This is a genomic window from Streptomyces sp. NPDC046261 (genome assembly GCF_040646235.1).
Lineage (GTDB): Bacteria > Actinomycetota > Actinomycetes > Streptomycetales > Streptomycetaceae > Streptomyces.
The window spans coordinates 1-21,657 of record NZ_JBEYZU010000008.1 but is presented as its reverse complement, the minus strand read 5'-3'; the positions used below and the strand labels follow the sequence as shown (position 1 = coordinate 21,657).

The following is a 21,657-nucleotide window of genomic DNA, read 5'->3' as shown; positions in this document are numbered from 1 at the left end:
TGGTTCGAGTGCGGCCGTCGGCCGACCCTGAGGGGCGGCGGCTCCGCTCTCGACGGCGGAGGGTGACCGGCCAGGAGACTGCCCAGCCGCACGCGATGGAAGCGCCGGTTTCCTGCCAAAGGGGACGCCGGATGGTTCGGGGGTGACAGGTGGAACGCGGGGTGGTCCGGGCGGGCGACGGCGGATGAGCAGGCGGCGGCCCGGCCGCGGGGCGGTCCGGAGCCCACCGCCAGAGCACCGGACGGCCCCTGGGTGACGGCCGACGCGGCACGTGCGCGCCGTCTGTACAGCGCGCGTCGTGGGCGGTTACAACGGGGGCGGGCCACGGGAACCGGCTTTCGGAGGCAACCATGCGCAGGATCGCGATCGTCGGCGCCGGACAGGCGGGGCTGCAACTGGCCCTTGGGCTAAGGGCGGCGGGGTACGAGGTGACCGTGGTCTCCGCCCGCACGCCCGAGGAGGTCCGCGGCGGGCGGGTCATGTCGACGCAGCTGATGTACGGGCCGGCACTCGCCCTGGAGCGGGAGCTGGGCCTGAACCTGTGGGACGAACAGACGCCGCGGATCGAGGGAGTGAGCATCAGCCCCACCGATCCGCCGGGCGTCCGCGCCCCGGAGCGGGCCATCTCGGCCCCCCTCGACGAGCCGGCCCGCTCCGTCGACCAGCGGGTGAAGACCTCCCGCTGGCTGGAGCTCTTCGAAGAGCGCGGCGGCCGGGTGGAGTACCGGCAGGTCACCGCCGAGGAGCTGCCGGAGGTGGCGGCGGGCCAGGATCTGACGGTCGTCGCCTCCGGGCACGGGCCGCTGGGGCAGATCTTCGGGCGCGACGAGCGGCACAGCCCGTTCCAGACCCCGCAGCGGGCGCTGGCTTGCGTGTATGCGCACGGCACCCGGCCGGATCCGGCACTTCCGCCCGGCTATTTGCGCATGTACGCGTTCCCGGAGGTCGGGGAGTTCTTCGTCCTGCCCGCGCTGACGGCCTCCGGACCGTGCGACATCCTGCTGTGGGAAGGCCGTCCGGGCGGCCCCTTCGACTGCTGGGACGACGTCTCGGATCCGGGCGCGGCTCTGGAGCGGTCCCGGCAGCTGCTGCGCTCGTACGCGCCCTGGGAGTACGAACTGTGCGCGGACGCCGCGCCGACCGACGCGGGCGCCCTGCTCACCGGGAGCCTGGTCCCGGTGGTGCGGCACCCGGTCGCGGAGGTCGCCCCGGGCTCGTACGTACTGGGCATGGCCGACGCGGTCGTGCTCAACGACCCCGTGACGGGGCAGGGCTCGAACAACGCGGCGCGCTGTGCGGACCGCTATCTGGGGTCGATCCTGGCGCGGGGCGAGCGGCCCTTCGACCGGGCGTGGATGCACGAGACGTTCGCCGGCTGGTGGGAGCACGCCCGGCACACCAGCGCCTTCACCAACATGGTCCTGGACGCCCCGTTGCCGGATCACGTCCAGCACGTCCTGGCCGCGGCCGCCGAGCACCCGGAACTCGCCCGCCGCTACGTCAACGGCTTCGCCGATCCCGCGGACTATCAGGAGTGGCTGATGGACGCCGACCGGGCGGAGGCCTGTCTGGCGGCGGTGTCGGGGCGGGTGGCGGGGTGAGCGGCACCGGAGCGGGCGTGGGAACGGGCAGGGGAACGGGTCTGGGTTAGCCTGGCGCGGTGGGCACGACGGGCGCGGCGCAGCCGGGAGCGATGGCGGACTCCGCCACGCACACGCCTCCGCGGCCCCGCGCTCCGCACGCCCAGTGGCCGGTCGTCTGCGCGGTCTCCCTCGGCGGGGGCGCCGGAGCGACGGCCCGTTACGGCGCGGCCTTGTTGTGGCCGACGGCGCCCGACGCCTTCCCGTGGACGACGCTGGTGGTCAACGCGGTGGGGTGCGCGCTGATCGGGGTGCTGCTGGTGACCATCGCCGAATGGGCCACGCCGCACCGGCTGGCGCGACCCTTTCTGGGGACCGGGGTGCTGGGCGGCTTCACGACGTTCTCCACGTACGCGGTGGACATCCGGCAACTGGTCGCGGACGGCCGGGCGGGCACCGGCCTCGCCTACCTGGCGGCGACGCTGATCGCCGCGTTGGCGGCGGTGTGGGCGGCGGCCGTGACGACCCGGCGGCTGATCGCCCTGCGGAGGACGCGGTGAGGCTCCACGGCAAGGCCCTGCGCGTCACGGTGCTCATCGGCGAGTCCGACACGTGCGCCGCCGGCGGCTCCGGCCGCCGCCCGCTCTACTCCGAGATCGTCCACCGCGCCCACGCGGCGGGCCTGGCGGGCGCCAGCGTCTTCCGCGGCATCGAGGGCTTCGGCGCTTCCTCGCTCATCCACACCGCACGGTTGCTGTCCCTGAGCGAGGACCTGCCGGTGGCCGTCGTCATCGTCGACACCGAGGAGCGCGTACGTTCCTTCCTTCCCGTACTGGCGGAACTGGTCGGCGAGGGCCTGGTCACCCTCGACGAGGTCGAGGTGCTGCACTACAAGGGCCGGGGCCGGGAGACGCCCGCGTGAACTGGCTCCTCGTCATCGCCGGCGCCATGGTCGGCGCTCCGCTGCGCTATCTCACGGACCGCTTCGTGCAGTCCCGGCACGACTCGGTCTTCCCCTGGGGAACGTTCGTGGTGAACGTGGTGGGCTGCTTCGTGATGGGCGTGCTGACCGGCGCGATAGCGGACGAGCAGTGGCGGCTGCTGCTGGGGACGGGGCTGTGCGGCGCGCTGACGACGTACTCGACCTTCTCCTACGAGACGCTGCGCCTCGCCGAGGACGGTGCGCGGGGCTACGCGGCGCTGAACGCGGTGGGCAGCGTGGTGTGCGGTGTGGGGGCGGCGTTCGCGGGGGCGGTGGCGGGAGAGGTGATGTGGGGCGGGTGATGTGGGGCAGGTGATGTGAGGCGGGTGATGCCGGGGTGACGCCAGTGGGGGTCGCTCGTCGAGCACTCGGCCACACTTTCCACAACGGAAAATCTACAGTTGCCATGACGGAAACAGCGTGCTTCACTTTCCGTCATGGCAACTGATGAGCACTCGCGGTCGTCCAGGCCGTCCATGCCCACGCGGGAAAGCGCCGCCCAGTCCCTGGCCCTGGCCGAGGAGGCACAGGCGGCGGTCGGGGCGATCACGCCCGGGCGGTGGTATCAGCCGACGCTCTGCGCGTTCGTGATCGGGATATACCTCACCAATCTGCTGCCCGACCCGTTCGACATCACAGCCGTGGGCGTCCTGTTCGTGGGCATGATGACGTTCGTGTTCGTGCAGGCGCGCAAGATGGGCGTCATGCACCGGGCCACTCCGGAGACGGGCCGTCAGGTGGCCGGGGGCGCGGCCATCGGTCTCACGATGTACATCGCCGCCCTCGTCGTGGACCGCCAGGCCGACATGCCCTGGGTGTGGGTGCCTGCGGCGCTGCTCACCGGAGGAGGCATCCTGATACTCGGCAAGAACTCCCGCAAGAAGGGCATACCCGCAGCGTGACCGCTCCCGAAGACGGCTTCAACGAGACGATCCACGCGCCGAACCGGCTCCGGATCTGCGCCGCGCTCGACGCCGTCGAGGAGATCGAGTTCGCGACGATGCGCGACACGCTGGGCGTGAGCCCATCCGTGCTGAGCAAACACGTCACGGTCCTGTCGGAGGCCGGCTACGTCGAGCAGCGCCGGGCCGTGCGCGAGACGCGGCAGCGGGTGTGGCTGCGCCTGACCAAGGAGGGTCGGGCCGCCTACCGCGCCCACCTCGCCGCGCTCCGCGCCATCGTCAACGCCGAACTGAGCTGATCCGAACCGAGCCAAGCCGACCCGAGCCCAGCCAACGCGAGCCGACCCGAACCGACCCGCACAGAGTTGAGTTGGGCCGAGCCGGACATAGCCCGGCTCCACCCCGTCCCACCCCGGCCCCACCCGCGAGTCCGCCCGCCCCGGGCCGCGGGCCGCCTCAGGGCCTTCAGGGCTCGCCGGGCTCGTCCGCCGGCGCGCCCAGGTGCTCCAGCAGTACGCGTCGCAGCTCCCGGGCCGCGCGTGGGGGTGGGGCGTCCTTGCGGTGGGCAACGGCCACGGTCCGGCGCATGCGCTCACCCTCGAAGGGGGTGACCCGCAGGCCGGAACGGGCCGCGACCATGCCGGGGACGACGGCGAGACCCAGTCCGGCACGGACGAAACCCAGGACGGCGTCCATCTCGCCGCCCTCGACGGTGAAGGAGGGTTCGAAGCCCGCCGCACGGCACGCGGCGGTGGTGATCTCGCGCAGGTCGTAGCCGCGCCGGAACATCACCATCGGCAGGTCCCGCAGCTGCTCCACCCGCATGGTGCGGCCCCGGACGGGGGCCGGGGAGGCGGGGGACGACACCACGACCAGGTCCTCGTGGAGGAGCTCGGTCGTCGCCAGGGCGGGGGCGCCCACACCGAGGGGGGTGATGATCAGGGCGAGGTCGAGCCCGCCGTCGGCGAGACGGCGCACAAGGTCCTGCGAGCCGCCTTCGTCCACGTGCAGCTCGATGCCGGGGAAGCGGGCGTGGTAGGTGCGCAGGACATCCGGGACGAGGCTCGCGCACAGGCTCGGCGGGGCGCCCAGCCGCACCCGGCCGCGCCGCAGCAGGGCGACCTCCTGCACCTCCCGGCGGGCCGTCTCGGTGTCCGCGAGCACCCGCCGGGCGAGCGGCAGCAGGGCCTCGCCCGCGTCGGTGAGGGTGATGTTGCCCCGGGCGCGATGGAAGAGCTCGGCGCCCAGTTCCCGCTCCAGGGCGCGGATCTGCTGGGAGAGCGACGGCTGGGCGACGTGCAGCGCCTCGGCGGCCCGGGTGAAGTGCCGGAGCTCGGCGACGGTGGCGAAGTAGCGGAGTTGCTGGAGTTGCACCACCGCAGGATAGATAGGGGGAGGCTATGGAAACCAGCGCCATCATGTCTTGGACGCATCGATGGGGCCCGCCTACGGTCGGTTGTCATGGCACTCGCGACCCGGACGGAGCGGTCTCCGTCCCTCATCGGCTTCGTGTGGCGCTCGACCGTCGGCAAGAAGGCGGTCATGGCCGTCACCGGTCTGGTCATGCTGGCGTACCTGGTCGCCCACATGATGGGCAATCTGAAGGTGTTCTTCGGGGCCGGGGAGTTCAATCACTACGGGCACTGGATCCGTACCATCGGCGAGCCGTTCCTGCACCGCGAGTGGTTTCTGTGGACGGCGCGGGTGGTGCTGAGCGCGTCGGTCGTCCTGCACGGGGTGGCGGCCTACCAGCTCAGCCGGCGCGACATCGCCGCGCGCCCGGACGGGTATGTGCACAAACGGCGCCGGGCGAGCTATGCGACGCGCACCATGCGCTGGGGCGGGGTGATCCTGGGCCTGTTCATCGTCTGGCACATCCTGGACCTCACCACCCTCACCGTGAACCCCAACGCCGAGCAGGGACGCCCGTACGAAAACCTCGTCGCGTCCTTCGACCGCCGGTATGTCAGCGCCTTCTACATCGCCGCGATGCTCGCGCTCGGCCTGCACATCCGGCACGGCTTCTGGAGTGCCGCCCAGACGCTGGGCGTGGGCTCGCCACGCCGCGAGCGGGTGCTCAAGGCCCTCGCCAACGGGCTGGCGATCTTGCTGACCTGTGGATTCATCGCCGTTCCCGTGGGCGTTCTGACAGGAGTCGTGAGCTGAGATGAGCGAATACCTCCACTACCGCGTCGGTGCTCCTCTCACCGACACCAAGGCTCCCGGCGGCCCCGTCGCCGAGCGCTGGGACCGCCGGCGCTTCGAGGCGAAGCTGGTCAACCCCGCCAACCGCCGCAAGCACACCGTCATCGTCGTCGGCACCGGGCTGGCGGGCGGCGCGGCGGGTGCCACGCTGGCCGAACAGGGCTACCGGGTCGTGCAGTTCTGCTATCAGGACTCCCCGCGCCGCGCCCACTCCATCGCGGCCCAGGGCGGCATCAACGCCGCCAAGAACTACCGCAACGACGGCGACTCCGTGCACCGGCTGTTCTACGACACCGTCAAGGGCGGCGACTTCCGCGCCCGGGAGTCCAACGTCCACCGCCTCGCCCAGATCTCGGTCGAGATCATCGACCAGTGCGTGGCCCAGGGCGTGCCGTTCGCCCGCGAGTACGGCGGCCTGCTGGACACCCGTTCCTTCGGCGGCGTCCAGGTCTCCCGTACGTTCTACGCGCGCGGGCAGACCGGGCAGCAGTTGCTGCTCGGCGCGTACCAGGCGCTCAGCCGCCAGATCGACGCGGGCGCGGTCGAGATGCACGCCCGCACCGAGATGCTCGACCTGATCGTCATCGACGGCCGGGCGCGCGGCATCGTCGCCCGCGATCTGGTCACCGGCCGGATCGACACCTATCTCGCCGATGCCGTCGTGCTGGCCTCCGGTGGCTACGGCAACGTCTTCTATCTCTCGACCAACGCCAAGAACTCCAACGCCACGGCCGTCTGGCGCGCCCACCGGCGTGGTGCCCACTTCGCCAACCCCTGCTTCACCCAGATCCACCCCACGTGCATCCCGCGCTCGGGTGACCACCAGTCCAAGCTGACGCTGATGAGCGAGTCGCTGCGCAACGACGGCCGCATCTGGGTGCCCAAGGCCAAGGGCGACACCCGGCCTCCGGCCGACATCCCCGAGCCGGAGCGCGACTACTACCTGGAGCGCCTCTACCCCTCCTTCGGCAACCTCGTGCCGCGCGACATCGCCTCGCGCGCCGCGAAGAACGTCTGTGACGAGGGGCGGGGCGTGGGCCCCGGCGGGCAGGGCGTCTACCTCGACTTCGCCGACGCCATCGCGCGCATGGGCCGCGCGGCCGTCGAGGCGAAATACGGCAACCTCTTCGAGATGTACGAGCGGATCACCGCCGAGGATCCGTACCGGGTGCCCATGCGCATCTATCCGGCCATCCACTACACGATGGGCGGCCTGTGGGTGGACTACGACCTGCAGACCACCGTGCCCGGACTGTTCGCGATCGGGGAGGCCAACTTCTCCGACCACGGCGCCAACCGCCTGGGCGCCTCCGCGCTGATGCAGGGCCTGGCCGACGGCTATTTCGTCCTGCCCTCCACCATCAACGACTACCTCGCCCGCCACCCCCACGAGGCCGTGGACCCCTCCCATCCGGCCGTCACCGCCGCCCTCGCCGACGTCACCGGGCGGCTCGCCCGGCTGCTGGCCGTCGACGGCGACCGCACGCCCGACTCCTTCCACCGCGAGCTGGGCGAACTGCTGTGGGACGAGTGCGGGATGGCCCGTACCGATTCCGGGCTGCGCAAGGCGCTGGGCCGCATACCCGCCCTGCGGGAGGAGTTCTGGCGCCGTATCAAGGTGCCGGGCACCGGCGAGGAGCTCAACCAGTCGCTGGAAAAGGCCAACCGCATCGTGGACTACCTCGAGCTCGCGGAACTGATGTGCCTGGACGCCCTGCACCGCACGGAGTCCTGTGGCGGCCATTTCCGGGAGGAGAGCCGGACACCCGAGGGCGAGGCGGCGCGCAAGGACGCGGAGTTCGCGTACGCGGCCGCCTGGGAGTTCACGGGCACGGGCACCGCGCCGGTGCTCCACAAGGAAGAGCTGCGTTTCGAGTACGTCCACCCCACCCAGCGGAGCTACGCGTGAACCTCACCCTGCGCATCTGGCGCCAGCGCACCCCCGAGGACGCCGGGGCCATGACCACCTACGAGGTCACCGGCATCAGCGAGGACATGTCCTTCCTGGAGATGCTCGACCACCTCAACGAGGAGCTGATCCTCTCCGGCGACGAGCCGGTCGCCTTCGACCACGACTGCCGGGAGGGCATCTGCGGCGCCTGCGGCATGGTGATCAACGGGCGGGCGCACGGCCCGGAGCGCACCACCACCTGCCAGCTCCACATGCGTCACTTCCGCGACGGCGACACGATCGACGTCGAGCCCTGGCGGGCGGCGGCGTTCCCCGTGGTCAAGGACCTTGTCGTGGACCGTTCGGCCTTCGACCGGGTCATCGGTTCCGGCGGCTATGTCTCCGTGCCCACCGGCTCCGCCCCCGAGGCCCATGCGACGCCCGTGCCCAAGCCCGTCGCCGACCTGGCCTTCGAGCACGCCGAGTGCATCGGCTGCGGGGCGTGCGTTGCCGCCTGTCCGAACGGTTCGGCGATGCTCTTCACCTCGGCGAAGGTGGTGCACCTGAACGTGCTGCCGCAGGGCGCCCCGGAGCGGGAGTCCCGGGTGCTGGACATGGTCACGGCCATGGACGAGGAGGGCTTCGGCGGCTGCACCAACACCGGCGAGTGCGCCACGGCCTGCCCCAAGGGCATACCGCTGCAGTCCATCGCCACGATGAACCGCGAGTACCTGCGGGCCACGCTCAAGGGCGGGCGGCGGCGCTGACGCAGGGCTCGGTCCCGGCACGGGGGGCCGGGACCGGGCTCGGGACGGACGCCGCGCGGCGTCAGCGCGCGCCGAAGACCTGGGTCCAGCGCGGGCCGCCGGGGGCGTGGTTGACGCCGACGCCGATCTCCTTGTAGGAGCAGTTGAGGATGTTCTTGCGGTGGCCGTCGCTGTTCATCCACGAGTCCATGACGGCGGCGGCGCTCTGCTGTCCGTAGGCGATGTTCTCGCCGTAGGTGCTCCACTTGTAGCCGGCGGCGGTGACGCGCTCGCCCGGGCCCTTGCCGTCGGGGTTGGTGTGGTTGAAGAACGAGCGGGCCGCCATGTCGTCGGAGTGGCCCTGCGCCGCCGCGTCCAGGAGGCTGTTGGAGGTCACGGGCGAGCAGCCCACCTTGGCGCGCTCCTTGTTGACCAGGGCGGTGACCTGCTGGCCGAGGGAGCCGCCGCCCGGGTTGCCGGCGGGGGCCTTGGACGCCTTCGGGGCGCGGGAGGCGGTGCTGCGCTCGGGCGAGGGGGTGGCGGTGCGCGGTGCGGGGGCCTTGGAGGGCTTCGCCTCGGTGGCGGAGGCGCTGGGCGAGGGGCTCGTCGAGGCCGAGGCGCTGGGCGAGGCGGACTGCGAGGGTCCGGTGCGCAGCGGGGAGGGCTCCTTGGCGCTCTGCTGCTTCAGGTCGCCGGGCACCGCGGCGGAGCCGGCCTTGACGGTCGTGTCCGAGGAGTCCTGGAAGAGGTAGCCGCCGCCCAGGACGCCGCCGCCGACGATCGCCAGGACGCCCGCGCCGATGACGGCCCGGCGGGCGGTACGGGAACGGCCGCCCGCCCGGTGGCCGCGGGCTCCGCCCTGCCGGCGGGTGCCGGCCCGGTGGCCGCGGGCCGCTCCGGTGCCCGCGTGCGCCGCGGAGGTGTGGGCCACGGCCTCGCCGCGCAGCGCGGCGGCCCCGCCGCCCCACCGGGCGAGCAGCGCGCCGCCGACCGGCACCAGGCCGAGGCCGACCAGCAGCCCCTCCGCCGGGTAGAGGGCGGCCAGGGTGCCGGAGCAGCGGACGCAGCCGCGCACGTGCCGGGCTATGCGCTTGCGCCACAGCGCGGAGGGGGCGCCGTCCCAGGAGACGACGACGTCGGCGAGCTGGGGGCAGCGGGGGTGGGCGGCGAGCGCCTGGACCACGCCGCGGGCGGTCTCCAGCTGGGCCTTGGTCCGCTGGATGCGGACGGCCGCGTGCTGCGGGGTGAGCTCGAGGGCAGCGGCGACCTCGGCACGCTGGAGTTCGCCGGCGGCCTCCAGCCACCACAGGGACAGGACCTCCTGCTCCCCTTCGTCGAGCCAGCGCGTGGCCTCGGCGGCGTCCTTGCGCTGGCCCTCCAGGCCGAGCCGCACGATGGTCAGGTCGACGAAGTCGGCCTTGGGGTCGGGCACTTCACCGACCACGTCCTGCAGTCCACTGACGGGGGCCTCGAGGCGGTCCGCCCGGCAGTGGCTGCGTATCTGGTTCATGGTGATCGCCACGAGCCAGGAGCGGAAGCCGGCGGGGTCGCGCAGCCCATCCAGGCCGTTGATCACGCGGAGCATCGTCTCCTGGACGACGTCGTCGACGTCGGCGTGCCCGTTCAGGGCGCGTCCGACGATGTTGTAGACCAACGGCAGGTGGGAGGCGACGAGCTCGTCCTGTGCCGCGGTGTTCCCGGCCTGCGCCGCTTCCACCACGGCCACGTTCACACTCTTCACGCCCGCACCTCTTTCCGCACCCGCCACATTGGCGTTCGATCCGACACCTAGGAGACCGGGCGTCGGTCCGCAGATAACAAAAAAGTAGGTGCGAATGTACGCGAAGAGACTCAGGCACCCGTCCGGACGACGAACTCACTGACGATTCCCGGAGCCGCAAACTCCGCGAATCCGACAGCTTCGGCGGCCGACATATCCCGAATGCGGTATCCGTCCTCCCCTGCGGCCACGGCAGCCGTGACAGTGGCCACACCTGAGCGACGGGAGAAGGGAGTCTGCGTGAAGGTCCACGCCAGCACCGCGTCCCGCTCGAGGGTCACCGTCTCCCGTCCGAAGGCGCCGGACCGTACGACGAGGTGGCTGCCGCGCACCCCGTGGCCCAGCGACCGGTAGGCGTCGCGCGCCAGCGCCCAGGCGACCGGGGCCGCCACCAGCGTCCAGATCGCCGCGCAGGACAGCAGCACCGGCGTCAGCAGCCACCCCAGCACCGCGAGCGCCACGGTCACCGGCAGCACCCCGAAGCCCAGCGCCCGCACCACCCGCCGCCGCAACGCGGCCCGCGGGTGCGGGCGCAGCGCGGGTGCCGGACCGGCGGCGGCCCCCAGCACCCCGGCGCACACCCGCTCGGCCACCGCCCGGGGCGCGGGCGGCAGGACGACGCTGCGCCTGCGGTTCTCCTCGCGGTTGCCGAGGCCGCCGGCGACCGCGCGTACGCTCGCGCCGCCGCCCGCGCGCAGCAACAGCGGCTCGCGCAGGGCCACGCCGCACAGTCGCGCGCGCTCGAGGGAGACGGCGCGGGTGGTGAACAGCCCGCGGCGGACGCCGAGGGTGGTCGCATCGGTCCATTCCAGGCGATAACGCCACCAGTTCTCGGCGTAGAGCAGCACGGCGCCCACGACTCCCAGCGCGGTGACGACCAGCAGGGCCAGGGGAACGGTGATCCACAGCGCGCTGTTGCCGAACTCGCGGAAGAAACCCCGCAGGAAGCCGACGCGCCACGGCTCGACGCCCATGACGTCCAGCGTGCGCCAGGCGGAGCCGGCCACGGTGAGGACGCCGCCGAAGACCCAGAACGTCAGCGGCGCGTACCGCAGCCACCGCGCGTCGGCCACCGCCAGCACCGGGTCCCCGGCGCCCTGGCCCGCGCCTGCCGCGCGTGCCAGCAGCTCCGCGCGCAGGCGCTCGCCCTCGGGCCGCGACAGCGCCTCCAGCGACAGCTCGCCCTCGCGCCCGCCCCGGCCGCCGCCTCCGCCCGTCCCCGCGCGCAGGACGGTGAGGCCGAGCAGCCGCTGCACCGGGTTGGCGGTCAGGTCCACGGTGCGCACGCGGTGCAGGGGCACGGCCCGTACGCGCCGCGTGAACAGGCCCGTGCGCAGTTCGAGGGAGTCGGCGGTGACGCGGTAGCGGGTGCGGCGCCAGGTGAGGAAGCCGGTCGCGGTGATGCCGGCGAAGACGAGCGCGATGGCGCCGATCGTGATCCAGGCGCGTGCGTCCAGGTGTCCGCCCGTGGCGAGCGCGGTGAGCGCGAGCGAGCCGAGCGGCGCGCCCAGCCAGGCGCAGTGCGCCAGGGCCGTACGGGGGTCGAGTCGGCGCCACTGCCCGTTCACGCGGCATCCCCCGCAAGGGTGCGGGCCGCGGTGCCGATGTGCTCCGCCAGCTGCCGGGCGACCTCGTCGGAGACCCCGGCGATCGTCACGTCCCCGGCCGTGGAGGCCGTGGTGACGGTCACCGTGGCGAGTCCGTACCGCCGCTGCAGCGGCCCGCGCCGGGTGTCGACGGTCTGCACCCGGGACAGCGGCGCGATGCGCCGCTTCTGCCAGAACCAGCCGCTGGCCGCGTAGACCGCCGACCACCCCACCTCCCAGGCGTGCACGCGGTAGCGCACCCTCGGCATGGCCAGGGCGTAGACGAGTGCGGGCAGGACCAGGACGAGGGCCGTCAGAGGGCCCAGCCAGGGCAGCGCCCCGGGGAAGAAGAGGGCCGACAGCACGAGCAGCGCCACGGCCGTCAGCAGCAGGGGGCCGCTCACCGTGAGCCATGCCTGCGCGGCCCACCAGCGCCGGGCCCGGGGGTCCACCCGGTGGCACGGTGGCCGGAGTCCTACCTGCGGAGGGTGCGAATATCCGGCCACCATGTCCCCCGTTTCTTTCCAAGTCAGTTGTATCGTGAAGGGCCAGGCTATGGCAATACAACTGACCTGTAAAAATCTGAGAGGCCCACCGTGCCCAAGCTCGTCGACCATGACGAACGCCGCCGCCACATCGCCGCTGCCCTGTGGCGGATCGCGTCCACGCGCGGACTCGACGGCGCGAGCCTGAGGGACGTGGCGGCCGAGGCGGGAATGTCGCTCGGGCAGTTGCAGCATTACTTCCGCAGCCGGGGCGACATGCTCGTCTTCGCCCTCGACCACATCAACGAACTCGCCGCCGGCCGCATCCGCGAGCGCGTGCTGGCGACGGCCGGCACGCCCTCCCCGCGCACGGTCCTGCGCGAGATCGTCGCCGAGATGCTGCCGCTGGACGACAACAGCCGCAGCGGCGTCCTGGTCCAGATCGCGTACTTCATGCAGGCCGTGCACGACGAGCGGCTGCGTCGGCACGCCAAGGAGGGCATCCCGCTGCTGCGGGCGCTGTTCGCCGAGCAGATCCGGCAGGCCATCGGGCGGGGCGAGGTCGCGGCAGACCGCGATCCGGAGACGGAGGCGATGCTGCTGATCTGTCTGGTCGACGGGTTGACCAGTTACACGCTGCTCGACGTTCAAACCCCCCAGGAGGCGTTGCGGCTCGCCGACGCGCACCTGGACCGGCTGTTCACGCCGTAGCGCAGCGGTCCCCCGGCCGGAGGGGCTGACGCGTCAGCTCCTCCGGCGATCGCGCTTGCGCGGTCCCGGCCTCAGGGCTTCCGCCAGTTCCTCCAGCGCGTCCGTCAGCAGTTCCGAGGCCCGCACCGCCACCCCCTCCTCGCCCGCCGCCGCGCGCCAGGCGTCGTGGGCGCGGCGCGGGGGCGTCCAGTCCAGGGGGCGGCGCTCCCGCACGGCGGCCACCGCCTCCGGCAGGGCGGCGCGCAGGGCGGCCGCGAACCGCTCCGCGCCCGGGGAGGGTTCGGCGTCGCGGCCGGGGATGTGGGCCTCCATCAGCATCGTCGCGCGGCCCATCGTGGCCAGCGCCGACTCCGCCGCGCGCTCGGCCTTGCGGGAGATGCCCCGGTGCCGCACCGGTTCCTTCTGCGCGCGGGCGGCGGCCTCCTCCCACTCCATGCGGGCCGCCCGCGAGTCCAGCAGGGACTCGCGCACCCGGCGGTGCTTGCGGACCGCCGGCTGGGCGTAGAGGGCGAGCACGGCGAGGGAGTAACGACCGTTGGCCTCCAGCCAGTCGGCGAGCCGGTCGCGCAGCCGCAGCGTCTCCCAGGCGGGGAAGAGGGCGTAGGCGGTCAGCGCCAGCGCCCCGCCCAGCAAGGTCAGCGCCAGCCGGGCCTGGACGGTCTGCGACCAGCCCTCGCCCGCGATGCCGAGCAGGAAGACGACGTAGGCGGCGATGCAGGCGGAGGCCACGCTGTAGCCCGTACGCATCAGCAGGTACATCAGCCCGATGCACAACACGGCCAGGCCGGCGCACACATACGTGCCCGGGTGCACGAGCACCATCAGCGCGCCGGCGAGCCAGACGCCGACCACGGTCCCGGCGAAGCGGGCCACGCCGCGCGAGTAGGTCTGCGCGAAGTCGGGCCGCATGACCATCACCGAGGTCATCGGCGCCCAGTAGCCGTGCCCCAGGGGCAGCGCGGAGCCCAGGACATAGCCGGCCGAGACCACCGCCGTGACCCGGACCGCGTGCCGTCCGATGGCCGAGGACCAGCGGGCCTCGCGCCGCAGGGCCCGCAGGCCGACGGGCACGAGGCTGGGCACGGAGGGGCGCAGCAGGTGCCGGCGTTCCCCGGCGTCGGCGGGCCGGGTCGACTCGACGCGTTCGTCGGCGGATTCGACGACGTCCGCGAGCAGCACCATCAGGCGCAGCGCGGAGCGGCGGGCGGTGCCGGTGAGGACGAGGCCGGACGCGTCGGGGACGTCGAGGGTGGCCATCACCTCCGGCGGCAGCCGTACGGGCTTGCCCCAGCGGACGGCGTGCGCCACCGCGTCCAGGACGACGGCGGCGGCCGCCAGCAGCTCCCGGGCGCGGTCGCGTTCGGGCCCCTCGGGGGGCGGGCCCAGGACGGGGTCGGCGAGGGAGGCCAGCACGGGCCGCAGCCGCTCGGCCAGGCCCCGGGGGCCGCCCAGCTGGCTGGGTCTGCGCCGTGCCTGGCGGGGGGTCAGGGCGGCGGCGCTGCGGGCGTCCATCAGCGGCTGGGGGTCGAAGCGGGCCTCCGGGTCGTGGCGCAGGCGGCGTGCGTAGTCGGCCTCGGCGGCGAGCGCGTCCGCGAGGGCGTCGCGCTGGCGGCCCCAGGGGCGGATCGGGAAGACGACGATGAGCGCCGCCTGCACCAGGCCGCCGAAGACGATCAGGGCGGCGTGGTGCAGGGCGCCGAGGACGGAGGTGGGCAGGGTGACGGTGAACAGCATCACGGCGACCATCTGCGAGGCCACCATGCCGGAGACCGGCCCGATCGCCCACGCCATGCCCGCCAGCAGCGTCCAGACGGCCAGCAGGACGGCGAAGACCACGTGATGGCCGATGGCCGTGTAGCCGAGGAAGGTGCTGATGCCGAGCCCGACGGCCACGCCCAGCGCCAGCACCGGTCGCGGCCGCCAGCTGCGCTGGAAGGTGGCCAGGCCCGAGGCGAAGGCGCCGAAGGCCGACGAGACCGCGAGCTTGGGCGTGCCGAGCCACAGGATGAGGCCGATGACGATCGCGACCCCGCAGGCGCCGCGCAGTGCGACGAGCGGCTCCAGCTTGGTGCGCTCGATCGTCAGCCCGGCGCGTGCGGTGTCCTTCAGCGCGCTCGACCAGGTCATGCCCAGAGCTTACGGTCCAATCGCCCGTAAAGGGGCAATCAGGGCTAGCGGTGGCTGGGGAACCCCAGGTCCACGCCACCGTCCTGCGGGTCGGGCCACCGGGTGGTGACGACCTTGCCGCGGGTGTAGAAGTGCACGCCGTCGTTGCCGTAGATGTGGTGGTCGCCGAAGAGGGAGTGCTTCCAGCCGCCGAAGGAGTGGTAGCCGACCGGCACCGGGATGGGCACGTTGACGCCCACCATGCCCGCCTCGACCTCCAGTTGGAAGCGGCGGGCGGCGCCGCCGTCACGGGTGAAGATGGCGGTGCCGTTGCCCCAGGGGGAGGCGTTGATGAGGGCCACGCCCTCCTCGTAGGTCTCGGCGCGCAGCACGCACAGCACCGGGCCGAAGATCTCGTCGCGGTAGGCGTCCGCGCCGGTCGGCACCTTGTCCAGCAGCGACAGGCCGATCCAGTGGCCCTCCTCGTAGCCCTCGACCGTGAAGCCGGTGCCGTCCAGGACGACCTCCGCGCCCTGGGCGGCGGCGCCGTGCACGTAGGAGGCGACCTTGTCGCGGTGGGCCTTGGTGATGAGCGGGCCCATCTCGGAGGTGGGGTCGTCGCCCGGACCGATCTTGATCTTCTCGGCGCGCTCGCGGATCTTCGCGACCAGCTCGTCGCCGGTGCCGCCGACCGCGACGACCGCGGAGATGGCCATGCAGCGCTCGCCGGCCGAGCCGTAGGCGGCGGAGACGGCGGCGTCCGCGGCGGCGTCGAGGTCGGCGTCGGGCAGGACCAGCATGTGGTTCTTGGCGCCGCCCAGCGCCTGGACGCGCTTGCCGTTGGCGGAGGCGGTGGTGTGGATGTAGCGGGCGATGGGGGTGGAGCCGACGAAGGAGACGGCGGCGACGTCGGGGTGCTCCAGCAGCCGGTCGACGGCCGTCCGGTCGCCGTTGACGACGTTGAGGACGCCGTCGGGCAGGCCGGCCTCGGCGGCCAGCTCGGCCAGCCGGATCGCGGCCGAGGGGTCCTTCTCGCTCGGCTTGAGGACGAAGGTGTTGCCGCAGGCGAGGGCGAGCGGGAACATCCACATCGGCACCATGGCCGGGAAGTTGAAGGGCGTGATGCCCGCGACGACGCCCAGCGGCTGCCGGATCGAGGCGACGTCGACACGGCTGGAGACCTGCGTGGACAGCTCGCCCTTGAGCTGCGTGGTGATCCCGCACGCCAGCTCGACGATCTCCAGGCCGCGGGCGACCTCGCCGAGCGCGTCGGAGTGGACCTTGCCGTGCTCGGCGGTGATCAGTGCGGCGAGCTCGTCGCGGTGGGCGTCGAGCAGCGCGCGGTAGCGGAAGAGCACCGCCGTGCGCGCCGCGAGCGAGGAGCCGCCCCATGTCGCGTAGGCGGACCTGGCGGCCGCGACGGCCGCGTCGACCTCCTCGGCGGACGCGAAGGCCACGCGCGTGGTGACGGCGCCGGTCGCCGGGTCGGTCACCGGTCCGTACTCGCCCGAGGTGCCCTCGACGGACTTGCCGTCGATCCAGTGGTTGACGGTCTTCATCGGCTGCGGCCTCTCCTACGGTCAAAGATAACGTCGACGGGCGGCGGCGTTGCGGTCGTACTCCTCCCGGGCCGTCACGGCCGCAGGGCGGGTCGCGGTCTCGGCGACAGGCACATCCCACCACGCCTGGGCAGGGGGCGCGCCGGACAGTGTGTCGGCTGTTTCGGTCTCCACATAGACACATGTGGGCCGGTCCGAGGCGCGCGCCTCGGCCAGCGCCGCGCGCAGCTGAAGGACGGTACGGGCCCGCAGCACGGTCATGCCCAGGGAGGCCGCGTTGGCGGCCAGGTCCACGGGCAGCGGGTCGCCGGTGTACGTGCCGTCGGGCGCCCGGAAGCGGTAGGCGGTGCCGAAGCGTTCGCCGCCGACCGCCTCCGAGAGGCCGCCGATGGAGGCGTAGCCGTGGTTCTGCACCAGGATCACCTTGATGGCGATGCCCTCCTGCACGGCGGTGACGAGCTCGGTCGGCATCATCAGGTACGTGCCGTCGCCGACCAGCGCCCACACCGGCCGGTCCGGGTCGGCCAGGCGCACGCCGATCGCGGCCGGGATCTCGTATCCCATGCAGGAGTAGCCGTATTCGAGGTGGTACTGGCGGCGCGAGCGGGCCCGCCAGAGCTTGTGCAGGTCGCCGGGGAGCGAACCGGCCGCGTTGATGATGACGTCCTCGTCGCCGACGACGGTCTCGAGCGCGCCGATCACCTGGGTCTGGGTGGGCAGCCGCCCGTCGCCGTCCTCGCGCCAGGAGTACGCGTACTCGACCGCCGCCTCCCACTGGCCCTTCCCGGCGGTGTACGCGCTCACGTACTCCGGCGCGACCCGGTGCCCCCGCAGCCCCTCGGCCAGCGCCTGAAGGCCGGTGCGGGCGTCGGCGACCAGCGGCAGCCCGGCCATCTTGTGGGCGTCGTACGCGGCGATGTTGAGGTTGACGAAGCGGACGCCGGGCGCGGCGAAGAGGGTCGCGGAGGCGGTGGTGAAGTCGCTGTAGCGGGTGCCGACGCCGATGACCAGGTCGGCGGCACGGGCGAGGGCGTCGGCGACGGCGGTGCCGGTGTGGCCGATGCCGCCGACGTCCGCCGGGTGGTCGTGGCGCAGCGAGCCCTTGCCGGCCTGGGTGGAGGCGACCGGGATGCCGGTGGCGTCGGCGAGCGCGCGCAGCGCGTCCTCCGCCTCGCTGTGGTGGACGCCGCCGCCGGCGATGATCAGCGGACGCCGGGCGGCCCGCACCTGTGCGACGGCGGCGGCCAGCTCGGCGGGGTCGGGCGCGGGGCGGCGCACCTGCCAGACGCGGTCGGCGAAGAACTCCTCCGGCCAGTCGTACGCCTCCGCCTGGACGTCCTGGGGCAGGGCGAGGGTGACGGCGCCCGTCTCCACGGGGTCGGACAGCACCCGCATGGCCTGCAGGGCGGCGGGGATCAGCGCCTCGGGGCGGCCGACGCGGTCGAAGAAGCGGGAGACCGGGCGCAGGCAGTCGTTGACGGACACGTCGCCGGCGCCGGGGTGTTCGAGCTGCTGCAGCACGGGGTCGGCGGGCCGGGTGGCGAAGGTGTCGCCGGGGAGCAGGAGCACCGGCAGGCGGTTGACGGTGGCGAGGGCGGCGCCGGTGACGAGGTTGGTGGCGCCGGGGCCGATGGAGGTGGTGACGGCGTGGGCGGAGAGCCGGTCGCAGTGGCGGGCGTAGCCGACGGCGGCGTGCACCATGGCCTGCTCGTTGCGGCCCTGGAGGTAGGGGAGCGCGTCCCCGGTCTCCAGCAGCGCCTGCCCGACGCCGGCCACGTTGCCGTGGCCGAAGATGCCCCAGCAGGCGGCGATCAGGCGCCGGCGGCAGCCGTCGCGCTCGGTGTACTGGTGGGCCAGGAACTCCACCAGCGCCTGGGCGACGGTGAGACGGCGGGTCATCGTCCTTGTTCTCCCTCGGGGTACAGGGGCAGCCGCGGGTCGACCGGCGTGTCCGGCCATGTGGTGCGGATCCAGGCGTGGTCGGGGTGGTCGCGGATGAGCCATTCCCGCTCGCCGGGGCCGGCCATGACGTTGAGGTAGTACATGGTGTGGCCGGGCGCGGCGATGGAGGGGCCGTGCCAGCCGTCGGGGATCAGCACGGCGTCGCCGCCGCGGACCTCGGCCAGGACGTCGGTGCCCTTCTCGCGGGACGGCGAGACCCGCTGGTAGCCGAGGCCGGGCCGGCCGCCGGGCGCGTCGGCGATCTCGAAGTAGTAGATCTCCTCGAGCTCCGACTCCTCGCCCGGGCAGGGCTCGTCGTGCTTGTGCGGCGGATAGGAGGACCAGTTGCCGCCGGGCGTGAGGACCTCGACCGCGATCAGCCTCTCGCAGGGGAAGACCCCGGCGGCGGCGAAGTTGTTGACCTGCCGCGAGCAGGTGCCGGTGCCGCGCAGTTCGACGGGGACGGCGGAGGCGGGGACGTAGCGCGCGGGCAGGGCACGCTCGCAGCGGGCCCCGGCGAGCGCGAAGCGGCCGCCGTCCCGGGAGGTCAGGGTGGCGTGCGCGTCGCGCGGCAGGTACGCGAAGTCGGTGACGGCGGTGAAGACGCTCTCACGGCCGTGCAGTTCGAAGGTCACGGCGTCGGTGACGACGCCGCAGCCGCCGCTGAGCGGCAGCACGATCCATTCGCTGTCACCGGTGGCGAAGGTGTGGCTGCCGTCGCGCGGGAGGGTCAGGACGCGCAGGGAGGAGTAGGCCCAGCCGGCGCGCTCGGGGGCGATGTCCACGTCGTACGCGCCGCCGGTGGCCGTGCCGGCCGGCAGGTGCCGGTCAGTGGGGGTCATGCGCCTCTCGCCTCCTGTCGGTTGATTCGCCACCGCCGGGCCCGGCGGTGGGATTCGTCCCTCTCTTCAGTCTCCTCGGCCGCTGTCCTCACAGCAGGCCCACCGCCGTGTCGACCGCGGCGGCCACGTCGCCGTCCGGCGGATACAGCAGGGCGCGCCCCACCACCAGTCCGCGCACCGTCGGCAGCCGCAGCGCCGCGCGCCAGCGTTCGTACGCGGCCTCCTGGCGTCCTGGGTCGTTCCCGACGTCGCCGCCGAGAAGCACCGCCGGGAGCGTCGACGCCTCCATCACGCGCGTCATGTCCGCGGCGTCGTCGGTGACCGGCACCTTCAGCCAGGTGTACGCGGACGTGGCGCCGAGGCCCGAGGCGATGGCGAGGGAGGTGGTGACGGCCTCGGCGCCGAGGTCGTTGCGGACCGCGCCGGCGACGCGCCGGGACAGGAACGGCTCCACGAAGACCGGCAGCCGGCAGGCGGCCATCTCGTCGACCGCGCGGGCGGCGGACTCCAGCGTCGTCAGCGAGCCGGGGTCGTCGTAGTCGATGCGCAGCAGCAGTTTGCCCGCGTCGAAGCCACGCCGGACGAGGTCGTGCGCGCGGGGCCCGGTGAAGCGGTCGTCCATCTCGAAGGAGGCGCCGTGGAGGCCGCCGCGGTTCATGGAGCCCATGACGACCTTGTTCTCGAGGGCGCCGAGCAGCAGCAGGTCGTCCAGGATGTCGGCGGTGGCGAGCACGCCGTCGACGCCGGGGCGCGAGAGGGCGAGGCAGAGCCTCTCCAGCAGGTCGGCCCGGTTGGCCATCGCCAGGCTCCGGCCGGCGACGCCGAGCGCGCCGCGCGCGGTGTGATCGGCCGCGATGATCATCAGTCGGCCGCGGTCGCCGAGCAGGGGCCGGCGCTCGCGCCGCGCGGCGGCCTCGGCGACGGCTTCGGGGTGCCGGCTGCGGACCGTCGTCAGGTCGGCGATACGGATGGGCGTCACGGGGTGCCCTCGGCTTCCATGCGACGGTCGGGGTGGGCGGCGAGGAGGGCTGTGACCTCGTCGTCCGTGGGCATCGCGGACGAGCACGCCAGCCGGGAGGCGACGATCGCGCCCGCCGCGTTCGCGTAGCGCACGGCGCGCTCCAGGTCCCAGCCGGCGAGCAGCCCGTGGCAGAGCGCGCCGCCGAAGGCGTCGCCGGCGCCGAGGCCGTTGACGACCTCGACCGGCACGGGCGGCACCTGTGCGGTGGTGCCGTCGCGGTGGACGGCGAGGACGCCCTTGGGGCCCTGTTTGACGACGGCGAGCTCCACGCCCGCGGCCAGCAGCGCGCGGGCCGCGGCGTACGGCTCGCGCTCGCCGGTGGCGACCTCGCACTCGTCGGCGTTGCCCACGGCCACGGTGGCGTGGGCGAGGGCCGCGGCGTAGTGGGGCCGGGCGGCGGCCATGGCGGCCGGCCCGGTGGCGCCCCCGGCGCCGGAGGCGCCGCCCTCACCGCCCCAGAACATCGGCCGCCAGTCGAGGTCGAAGACGGTGACGCCGCGCCGGGCGCGCGCCGCGAGCGCGGCCAGGGTCGCCGTCCGGCTGGGTTCCTCGCTCAGGCCCGTGCCGGTCACCCAGAAGATCCGGGCCGCCCGGACGGCGTCCAGGTCCAGTTCGGCGGCGTGGATCTCGAGGTCGGGCGCCTTGGGGCGGCGGTAGAAGTACAGCGGGAAGTCGTCCGGCGGGTGGATCTCACAGAACGTCAGGGGCGTGGGGTAGGCGGCCACGGGCGTCACCCACCGCTCGTCCACGCCGAAGTCGCGCAGTGCCCCGCGGACGTAGCCGCCGAAGGGGTCGTCGCCGGTGCGGCTGATCAGGGCGGTGCGGCGGCCCAGCCGGGCCGCGGCGACCGCGACGTTGGCCGCCGAGCCGCCCAGGAACCTCCCGAACGTCTCGACCTCCGCCAGCGGCACCCCGGTGCGCAGGGGGTAGAGGTCCACCCCCACCCGGCCCATGGTGACGAGGTCGTACGGACCGGTCATGGTCTCCCCTCCGCCCTTCGGTTCCGGGCTCAGGTCTAGCCGGGGGCGCACGGCGATGTCAAGCATTTGTCCTTACATAAGGACGTCGCGAAGGTGGTATTGACGTTACGTCCATATGTCCGGACGAAACCTTGACACTCCCCGGCCCAGCCAGGAAGCTACGGGCATCCCCAGCCCTTGCCCGGTCAACGCCGACCGGCGAGAGGAGAGCCGCCGCATGGACGCCGCCGCCCCATCGCCCCAGCCCCCCGCCCTGAACCGGATCCGCGTCGGCTCCGCACCGGATTCGTGGGGCGTCTGGTTCGCCGACGACCCGGCGCAGATCCCCTGGGAACGCTTC

The 21,657-nt window shown here is 73.3% G+C and carries 20 protein-coding genes and 1 pseudogene; 11 read left to right on the top strand and 10 right to left on the bottom strand.

Annotated features, from left to right (window positions below):
* Positions 1-350: 350 nt before the first annotated feature.
* The 6 genes from ABZ956_RS16690 to ABZ956_RS16665 all read left to right on the top strand — a co-directional run bounded on the left by ABZ956_RS16690 (position 351) and on the right by ABZ956_RS16665 (position 3,763).
* Positions 351-1,601 carry a styrene monooxygenase/indole monooxygenase family protein gene (locus ABZ956_RS16690; protein ID WP_361893332.1) on the top strand — a complete coding sequence of 417 codons (1,251 nt, stop codon included), beginning with the start codon at positions 351-353 and terminating at the stop codon, positions 1,599-1,601.
* A 92-nt stretch (positions 1,602-1,693) separates the two neighbouring features.
* On the top strand, positions 1,694-2,140 hold the full coding sequence (locus ABZ956_RS16685) for a CrcB family protein (RefSeq protein WP_361893894.1): 447 nt from the start codon (positions 1,694-1,696) through the stop codon (positions 2,138-2,140).
* Positions 2,137-2,502, top strand: a complete 366-nt coding sequence (locus tag ABZ956_RS16680) for a DUF190 domain-containing protein (protein WP_361893329.1) — start codon at positions 2,137-2,139, stop codon at positions 2,500-2,502. The genes ABZ956_RS16685 and ABZ956_RS16680 overlap by 4 nt, the downstream gene beginning before the upstream one ends.
* Positions 2,499-2,864: a fluoride efflux transporter CrcB gene (gene crcB, locus ABZ956_RS16675; protein WP_361893327.1), complete on the top strand. Its 366-nt coding sequence runs from the start codon at positions 2,499-2,501 to the stop codon at positions 2,862-2,864. Before ABZ956_RS16680 ends, crcB begins: the two co-directional genes overlap by 4 nt.
* Before the next feature lie 135 nt (positions 2,865-2,999).
* Positions 3,000-3,464, top strand: a complete 465-nt coding sequence (locus tag ABZ956_RS16670) for a hypothetical protein (protein WP_361893324.1) — start codon at positions 3,000-3,002, stop codon at positions 3,462-3,464.
* Positions 3,461-3,763, top strand: coding sequence for a transcriptional regulator (locus ABZ956_RS16665; RefSeq protein ID WP_361893321.1), 303 nt, complete (start codon positions 3,461-3,463; stop codon positions 3,761-3,763). The genes ABZ956_RS16670 and ABZ956_RS16665 overlap by 4 nt, the downstream gene beginning before the upstream one ends.
* A 166-nt stretch (positions 3,764-3,929) precedes the next feature.
* Here the strand turns inward: ABZ956_RS16665 and ABZ956_RS16660 are convergent, their stop codons facing one another.
* On the bottom strand, positions 3,930-4,838 hold the full coding sequence (locus ABZ956_RS16660) for a LysR substrate-binding domain-containing protein (protein ID WP_361893318.1): 909 nt from the start codon (positions 4,836-4,838) through the stop codon (positions 3,930-3,932).
* 87 nt (positions 4,839-4,925) lie between these two features.
* Between ABZ956_RS16660 and ABZ956_RS16655 the strand changes: the two genes are divergently transcribed.
* Genes ABZ956_RS16655 through ABZ956_RS16645 form a run of 3 tightly spaced genes read left to right on the top strand, consistent with a single transcriptional unit; the run spans position 4,926 to position 8,327 of the window.
* Positions 4,926-5,630 (top strand): succinate dehydrogenase cytochrome b subunit, encoded by a 705-nt coding sequence (locus tag ABZ956_RS16655; protein WP_361893315.1) that lies wholly within the window; start codon positions 4,926-4,928, stop codon positions 5,628-5,630.
* A gap of 1 nt (position 5,631) precedes the next feature.
* On the top strand, positions 5,632-7,578 hold the full coding sequence (locus ABZ956_RS16650; RefSeq protein ID WP_361893313.1) for a fumarate reductase/succinate dehydrogenase flavoprotein subunit: 1,947 nt from the start codon (positions 5,632-5,634) through the stop codon (positions 7,576-7,578).
* Positions 7,575-8,327 (top strand): succinate dehydrogenase/fumarate reductase iron-sulfur subunit, encoded by a 753-nt coding sequence (locus ABZ956_RS16645; protein WP_361893310.1) that lies wholly within the window; start codon positions 7,575-7,577, stop codon positions 8,325-8,327. Before ABZ956_RS16650 ends, ABZ956_RS16645 begins: the two co-directional genes overlap by 4 nt.
* Before the next feature lie 61 nt (positions 8,328-8,388).
* On the opposite strand, the gene ABZ956_RS16640 is transcribed toward ABZ956_RS16645, so the two are convergent.
* The 3 genes from ABZ956_RS16640 to ABZ956_RS16630 all read right to left on the bottom strand — a co-directional run bounded on the left by ABZ956_RS16640 (position 8,389) and on the right by ABZ956_RS16630 (position 12,181).
* The gene (locus tag ABZ956_RS16640) at positions 8,389-10,047 is read right to left on the bottom strand and encodes a sigma-70 family RNA polymerase sigma factor (protein WP_361893308.1); all 1,659 of its coding nucleotides are present in this window, start codon (positions 10,045-10,047) and stop codon (positions 8,389-8,391) included.
* A 110-nt stretch (positions 10,048-10,157) separates the two neighbouring features.
* On the bottom strand, positions 10,158-11,654 hold the full coding sequence (locus tag ABZ956_RS16635; protein ID WP_361893305.1) for a PH domain-containing protein: 1,497 nt from the start codon (positions 11,652-11,654) through the stop codon (positions 10,158-10,160).
* The gene (locus ABZ956_RS16630; protein ID WP_361893302.1) at positions 11,651-12,181 is read right to left on the bottom strand and encodes a PH domain-containing protein; all 531 of its coding nucleotides are present in this window, start codon (positions 12,179-12,181) and stop codon (positions 11,651-11,653) included. The genes ABZ956_RS16635 and ABZ956_RS16630 overlap by 4 nt, the downstream gene beginning before the upstream one ends.
* An 87-nt stretch (positions 12,182-12,268) precedes the next feature.
* Here ABZ956_RS16630 and ABZ956_RS16625 point away from each other — a divergent pair, with 87 nt between their 5' ends.
* Positions 12,269-12,868 carry a TetR/AcrR family transcriptional regulator gene (locus ABZ956_RS16625; RefSeq protein ID WP_361893299.1) on the top strand — a complete coding sequence of 200 codons (600 nt, stop codon included), beginning with the start codon at positions 12,269-12,271 and terminating at the stop codon, positions 12,866-12,868.
* A gap of 33 nt (positions 12,869-12,901) precedes the next feature.
* Here ABZ956_RS16625 and ABZ956_RS16620 read toward each other — a convergent pair whose 3' ends face one another.
* The 6 genes from ABZ956_RS16620 to iolC form a co-directional block, all read right to left on the bottom strand.
* The gene (locus ABZ956_RS16620) at positions 12,902-14,995 is read right to left on the bottom strand and encodes an FUSC family protein (protein WP_361893296.1); all 2,094 of its coding nucleotides are present in this window, start codon (positions 14,993-14,995) and stop codon (positions 12,902-12,904) included.
* Positions 14,996-15,039: 44 nt separating this feature from the next.
* On the bottom strand, positions 15,040-16,533 hold the full coding sequence (locus tag ABZ956_RS16615; protein WP_361893293.1) for a CoA-acylating methylmalonate-semialdehyde dehydrogenase: 1,494 nt from the start codon (positions 16,531-16,533) through the stop codon (positions 15,040-15,042).
* Positions 16,534-16,554: 21 nt separating this feature from the next.
* Positions 16,555-18,432: a 3D-(3,5/4)-trihydroxycyclohexane-1,2-dione acylhydrolase (decyclizing) gene (gene iolD / locus ABZ956_RS16610; protein ID WP_361893291.1), complete on the bottom strand. Its 1,878-nt coding sequence runs from the start codon at positions 18,430-18,432 to the stop codon at positions 16,555-16,557.
* Positions 18,429-19,316, bottom strand: coding sequence for a 5-deoxy-glucuronate isomerase (gene iolB / locus ABZ956_RS16605; RefSeq protein ID WP_361893288.1), 888 nt, complete (start codon positions 19,314-19,316; stop codon positions 18,429-18,431). The genes iolD and iolB overlap by 4 nt, the downstream gene beginning before the upstream one ends.
* An 88-nt stretch (positions 19,317-19,404) precedes the next feature.
* Positions 19,405-20,295: a deoxyribose-phosphate aldolase gene (locus ABZ956_RS16600; protein ID WP_361893285.1), complete on the bottom strand. Its 891-nt coding sequence runs from the start codon at positions 20,293-20,295 to the stop codon at positions 19,405-19,407.
* Positions 20,292-21,317 (bottom strand): 5-dehydro-2-deoxygluconokinase, encoded by a 1,026-nt coding sequence (gene iolC / locus ABZ956_RS16595; RefSeq protein WP_361893282.1) that lies wholly within the window; start codon positions 21,315-21,317, stop codon positions 20,292-20,294. The genes ABZ956_RS16600 and iolC overlap by 4 nt, the downstream gene beginning before the upstream one ends.
* 217 nt (positions 21,318-21,534) lie before the next feature.
* Here iolC and ABZ956_RS16590 point away from each other — a divergent pair.
* Positions 21,535-21,657 (top strand): annotated as a pseudogene (locus tag ABZ956_RS16590) (2-keto-myo-inositol dehydratase); the annotation flags it as partial.

Excerpts from the sequence above, each read along its gene's own strand:
- ABZ956_RS16690 (WP_361893332.1), top strand. The coding sequence starts at position 351 with ATGCGCAGGATCGCGATCGTCGGCGCCGGACAGGCGGGGCTGCAACTG.
- ABZ956_RS16685 (WP_361893894.1), top strand. The coding sequence starts at position 1,694 with ATGGCGGACTCCGCCACGCACACGCCTCCGCGGCCCCGCGCTCCGCAC.
- ABZ956_RS16670 (WP_361893324.1), top strand. The coding sequence starts at position 3,000 with ATGGCAACTGATGAGCACTCGCGGTCGTCCAGGCCGTCCATGCCCACG.
- ABZ956_RS16655 (WP_361893315.1), top strand. The coding sequence starts at position 4,926 with ATGGCACTCGCGACCCGGACGGAGCGGTCTCCGTCCCTCATCGGCTTC.
- ABZ956_RS16650 (WP_361893313.1), top strand. The coding sequence starts at position 5,632 with ATGAGCGAATACCTCCACTACCGCGTCGGTGCTCCTCTCACCGACACC.
- ABZ956_RS16630 (WP_361893302.1), bottom strand. The coding sequence starts at position 12,181 with ATGGTGGCCGGATATTCGCACCCTCCGCAGGTAGGACTCCGGCCACCG.
- ABZ956_RS16620 (WP_361893296.1), bottom strand. The coding sequence starts at position 14,995 with ATGACCTGGTCGAGCGCGCTGAAGGACACCGCACGCGCCGGGCTGACG.
- ABZ956_RS16615 (WP_361893293.1), bottom strand. The coding sequence starts at position 16,533 with ATGAAGACCGTCAACCACTGGATCGACGGCAAGTCCGTCGAGGGCACC.
- iolD (WP_361893291.1), bottom strand. The coding sequence starts at position 18,432 with ATGACCCGCCGTCTCACCGTCGCCCAGGCGCTGGTGGAGTTCCTGGCC.
- iolB (WP_361893288.1), bottom strand. The coding sequence starts at position 19,316 with ATGACCCCCACTGACCGGCACCTGCCGGCCGGCACGGCCACCGGCGGC.
- iolC (WP_361893282.1), bottom strand. The coding sequence starts at position 21,317 with ATGACCGGTCCGTACGACCTCGTCACCATGGGCCGGGTGGGGGTGGAC.